General features: G+C 64.3%; 5 protein-coding genes and 1 pseudogene. 5 read left to right on the top strand and 1 reads right to left on the bottom strand.

Annotated features, from left to right (window positions below):
* A pseudogene (locus VN047_RS21775) lies at positions 1-633 on the bottom strand (helix-turn-helix transcriptional regulator); the annotation flags it as partial.
* 143 nt (positions 634-776) lie between these two features.
* On the opposite strand from VN047_RS21775, the gene VN047_RS21770 reads away from it, so the two are divergent.
* The 5 genes from VN047_RS21770 to VN047_RS21750 all read left to right on the top strand — a co-directional run.
* Entirely contained in the window at positions 777-1,418 is a 642-nt protein-coding gene (locus VN047_RS21770) for a YceI family protein (protein ID WP_325546420.1), read from the top strand.
* An 87-nt stretch (positions 1,419-1,505) separates the two neighbouring features.
* Positions 1,506-1,880 carry a hypothetical protein gene (locus VN047_RS21765; protein ID WP_325546418.1) on the top strand — a complete coding sequence of 125 codons (375 nt, stop codon included), beginning with the start codon at positions 1,506-1,508 and terminating at the stop codon, positions 1,878-1,880.
* A 127-nt stretch (positions 1,881-2,007) separates the two neighbouring features.
* Positions 2,008-2,505, top strand: coding sequence for a rhodanese-like domain-containing protein (locus tag VN047_RS21760; RefSeq protein ID WP_325546416.1), 498 nt, complete (start codon positions 2,008-2,010; stop codon positions 2,503-2,505).
* A gap of 202 nt (positions 2,506-2,707) precedes the next feature.
* Complete coding sequence (gene leuA, locus VN047_RS21755) at positions 2,708-4,372, top strand: 2-isopropylmalate synthase (RefSeq protein ID WP_325546414.1); 1,665 nt, start codon at positions 2,708-2,710, stop codon at positions 4,370-4,372.
* 125 nt (positions 4,373-4,497) lie between these two features.
* A partial coding sequence (locus tag VN047_RS21750; RefSeq protein WP_325546412.1) for a hypothetical protein occupies positions 4,498-4,838 on the top strand: 341 nt, incomplete at its 3' end.

Raw genomic sequence — 4,838 nt, 5'->3', positions numbered from 1 at the left:
GACCATGGCTTCGGCGGCGGCCGACAGCGCCGCGACCGCGCCATGCCGGTCGATCAGGAACGCCGCGACCCCGATCGTGTCGAATGCGCCCATCGTCATCTCGGCGCCGCGGCGCGCCATCGCCTGCTGCATCCTGATCGCCGCCAGCGCATATGTTGCGCCCGCCGCGAACAGCTTCCGGTCGCGCTCTCCCGTCCGGCCGTCGCGCTCGGTCCGCAACGTCGCCATCCCGACGAGCAGCCCGTCGCCCTCGATCAGCGCGGTCTGGCAACCGTGAACGCCGCCCCATCGCCTGACATGCTCCTCATAATCATCACTGCGGTTACGCGCCCGCGCGACATCATAATGCCGCTCGCTCAATATCTCGAAGGGCCGCCCGGTCACCGCAACGCGCCAGTTGACCTCGGGCCGCCAAGCCTCGATCTCGACGAATTCGCGCTGATAGACCGGATCGACGTCGGGCAGGAAATTGAACAGCGTCGCGTCGGTGCCGAGACCGATCAACTGGGCGTGGGAAGATCCGGACCGGCGCGCGAGCAGGCGCAACGCCGCATCCCAGCCGCCCCCTTCGAACGGCGCCGCCAGAAAGGCGTTCTCGATTTCGCCCGCTTCGCGGGCGAACAATGCGTCCATGATGGAAGGCCCCCCAGCCTTCGGGTTGATCGCGCCTTCCTATCATGGATGGCATAAACCGGAAACAAAGCGTTTCGATGGCGACGATTGACGCCGGCGCCCCGGCTCGCCTAGCCTGCGCTCCTTCAAACAGGAGATCCCCCATGCGTCGCATCGCTCCCCTTGCCGTCCTCGCGCTTGCCGTTGTCGCGGTTCCCGTCGTTATCGCGCAGGCCCCGTCGGGCGCGCCCGGTGCCCCCGACAAGTCGCGCGTCACCGCGGGCACCTATGCCGCCGACGCCGGCCACACGATGGTCGTGTGGGAAGTCGACCATCTCGGCTTCAGCAAATATACCGGCATCTTCGGCGACGTGACCGGCACGCTCGTCATCGATCCCGCGAACCTCGCCGCGGCAAAGGTCGATGTCACCATCCCCGTGTCGAAGGTCACGACCGCCAGCGCGGGCCTTACGAGCCATCTCCTCCGCGCGGGCAAGGACGGCGGCAAAGCCGACTTCTTCGGCGCCGCTCCCGCCGACGCCAAATTCGTCTCGACCGGTGTCACCCTCGACGATGATGGCGACGAGGCCAAGGTCACCGGCAACCTCACGCTCAACGGCGTGACCAAGCCCGTCACCCTCGACGTCGAGTTCCACGGCGCGGGCGTCGGCATGAACAAGAAGGAAACCATCGGGTTCCAGGCCGAAGCGACGATCAAGCGCAGCGATTTCGGCATCGCCTACGGCATCCCGATGGTCAGCGACGCGGTCGAACTCGAAATCCACGCCGCATTCGAAAAGCAGTAAGCGCTCCCCAATCTGTCACACGCGCCGCGTAAGAACGGGACGGGACCCTCGCGGGTCCCGCCCCTTTTCGCACAAGGAGCGCGTGTGATGAGCGAACTGGTACGCGAAATTGTCGAAGTGAACGCCTTCGTCGGCGGCGACGAGGAAAATCCGGTGCTGGCGGTCGAGGCCGAGGGTCTCACCCCCACTGCCGGCTGGAGCCAGGTCCGGCTCGAACCGCATGTCTATATCACCCCGCCCGACGACGGCGTGCAGGACTTCGACCTCGTCGGCGACCGGCCAGCCGGCGCCTCTCCGGAGCCCGGGGCCGCCGACGCGCTGACCCCGGTCGAGGCCGCATGGGAAGGCCCGCTCGAAGACTGGCTGATCGGCGTCCGCATCCACGCGGTCGACAATATGATCGAGGACGAGGTCTTCGAACCCTGGGACGAGGAAGGCGACGACGAGAGCGAGGCCGCCTGACCCTCTCTTTTCGGTCCCCTGCACTACGCCGGGCTGCGAAGCCTCTCGCGGCCCGGCGCCATTTTCGGTTCATCGCAGAGCCAGCCGACAAGGCGTAGCACCCTCTCCATTCAAAGGGAGGATATTCATGCGCACCCTGCTTCTCGCTCTTGTCCCGGTCCTCGCAAGCGCCGCAACGCCCGCTTTCGCACAAGCGAACCCCCAGATTGACTACCCCGGCTTCCAGATGCTCACCGCCAGCGTCGCGCCCGAACGCGCGCAGCGCCTGCTCGCCTTCGACGCCTTCAAGGCCGCGGCCGCGAATCCGGGCGCCCTCCTCCTCGACGCACGCTCGAAGGACGCCTTCCAGCGCGGCCATATCCGGGGCGCAGTCAACCTCCCCCTCACCGACTTCACGGCCGAGAGCCTTGCCGCAGTCATCGGCGCGAACCCCGACCGCCCCATCCTCATCTACTGCAACAATAATTTCTCGAACCACCGGAGTCCCGTACCGCTCAAATCGGCGGCGCTCGCGCTCAATATCCAGACCTTCATCAACCTCGTCGGCTATGGCTATCCGAACGTCCGCGAGCTCGCCGACGTCGTCGATTTCACCGATCCGAAGGTCGAATGGGTGGCGGGCTGACCCCGCACCCCACGCAATTTTCGCATTCCCCCCTTGCATCGCGCGACATTTTGCGTCACTGGAACGCCCATGCGCGGCAACGCCCTTCTTCTTCTGCGACTTACACGCCCTTGGGCGTGACACTGGCTGCGCGCTAGTCGCGGCCACCCGCTCAAGGGTCCGATCGACAAGCACCGCAACCACCAGAAGAAGTTTGAACCCCATGACCATGCTCCGCGACCCGTCCGCGAAATATTCCGCCTTCCCGCAAGTTCCGCTCGCGAACCGCGAATGGCCCGGCCGCGTCACCACCCAGGCGCCGATCTGGCTCTCCACCGACATGCGCGACGGCAACCAGTCGCTGATCGACCCGATGGACGCCGAGAAAAAGGCGCGTTTCTTCGACCTGCTCGTCCGCTGCGGGTTCAAGGAGATCGAGGTCGGCTTCCCCAGCGCCGGCGCGACCGAATTCGACTTCATCTCGGGCCTCGTGAAGAACGGCCGCACCCCCGACGACGTCACCCCGCAGGTGCTCACCCAGTCGCGCGCCGACCTCATCCGCACCAGCTTCGACAGCCTCGAGGGCGCGAAAACCGCGATCGTCCACGTCTACAACGCGGTCAGCCCCGCGTGGCGCAAGATCGTCTTCGGCATGGAGATGGACGACATCAAGCAGATCGCGATCGAGGGTGCGAAGCAGCTCCGCGACAATGCCGCGCGCCTGCCCGGCACCGACTGGCGCTTTGAATACAGCCCCGAAACCTTCTCGACCGCCGAGCTCGATTTCAGCATCGCCTGCTGCGAGGCGGTGATGGACATCCTCCAGCCCACGGCGGACAAGCCGATCATCCTCAACCTCCCCGCGACGGTCGAGGCGTCGACGGCGAACATCTACGCCGACCAGATCGAATATTTCTGCAAGAACCTCCCGAACCGCGACCGCGCGATCATCTCCTTGCACACCCACAACGACCGCGGCACCGGCGTCGCCGCGGCCGAGCTCGGCCTGCTCGCGGGCGCCGACCGCGTCGAGGGCTGCCTGTTCGGCAATGGCGAGCGCACGGGCAACACCTGCCTCGTCACCATCGCGCTCAACATGTACACGCAGGGCGTCGACCCCGAACTCGACTTCTCGAACATCGATGAGGTCATCGCGACGGTCGAATATTGCAACAACCTGCCCGTCCACCCGCGCCACCCCTATGGCGGCGAGCTCGTCTACACCGCCTTTTCGGGCAGCCATCAGGACGCGATCAAGAAAGGCTTCGCCGCGCGCGAACGCCAGAATGACGAGCGCTGGGAAGTCCCTTATCTGCCCATCGACCCCGCCGACCTCGGCCGCAGCTACGAAGCGGTGATCCGCGTCAACAGCCAGTCGGGCAAGGGCGGCGTCGCATGGGTGCTCGAACAGGACAAGGGCCTGAAACTGCCCAAAAAGATGCAGGCGAGCTTCAGCCACATCGTCCAGGCGCTCGCCGACCGGACGAGCCGCGAGCTCGGCGCCGAAGACATCTGGCACGCGTTCGAGGGGCAGTATCTGGCGACCGAAGCCAAGCGCTTCCAGCTCGTCGACTGGTCCGAAACCCACTCGGGCGCCGACCGCATCTTCGCCGGCAAGCTCACCATCGACGGCACCCCGCGCAGCGTCAGCGGCCGCGGCAACGGCCTGATGTCGAGCGTCATCGCCGCGCTCAGCGAAAGCGGCGGCCCGGTGATGGACATCGTCGACTATAGCGAGCACGCGATCGGCCAGGGCAGCAATGTGCAGGCCGCGGCTTACGTGGAGTGCAGGACAGCCGACGGGAAGAGCCTGTTCGGCTGCGGGCTGGACACCGACGTGGCGACGGCGAGCGTGCGGGCGATACTCAGCGCGGCGAACGGGGCATAACCGTCACCTCGCATCGCCACATTCTGAAATGACTCATTCCAAGCCGCGACTCAGCGCGCCAAAATGCTGCTCGCAATGCTCGATCTAAAATCGTAAACTCGGCGTAATTTGCCGGGGAGAAGGAAGTGATTCAGCTTAGTGCCGCCGATGAACAGTTGCTTTTGAATGCACTGAAGGATGGAAATATTGTACTTGCTCTTGGAGCAGGTGCTTCTGCCACTTCATTGAATTCGCAGGGAGAAAAGGTTCGTCAAGGCAAAGCCCTAGCGGAACTACTTACCACAAAAGTAGGGCTTCCCTATGCTGGCGAGGAGCTTCCAGAAGTTCTTCCCGGGATAGTGGGGCCACGGATGAGCCAAAAGCAGTTTGAAGACATACTACTCTTAGAATACACGAAAATTCAGCCGTCTGCAGAAATCGAAAATCTATTAAAATACACATGGAGAAGAATATACACGTGGAATAT

Origin of the sequence: Sphingopyxis sp., from assembly GCF_035565275.1 — a bacterium.
Taxonomy (GTDB): domain Bacteria; phylum Pseudomonadota; class Alphaproteobacteria; order Sphingomonadales; family Sphingomonadaceae; genus Sphingopyxis.
Note: the sequence above shows the minus strand (reverse complement) of the source record. Positions and strands in the feature narration are given on the sequence as shown.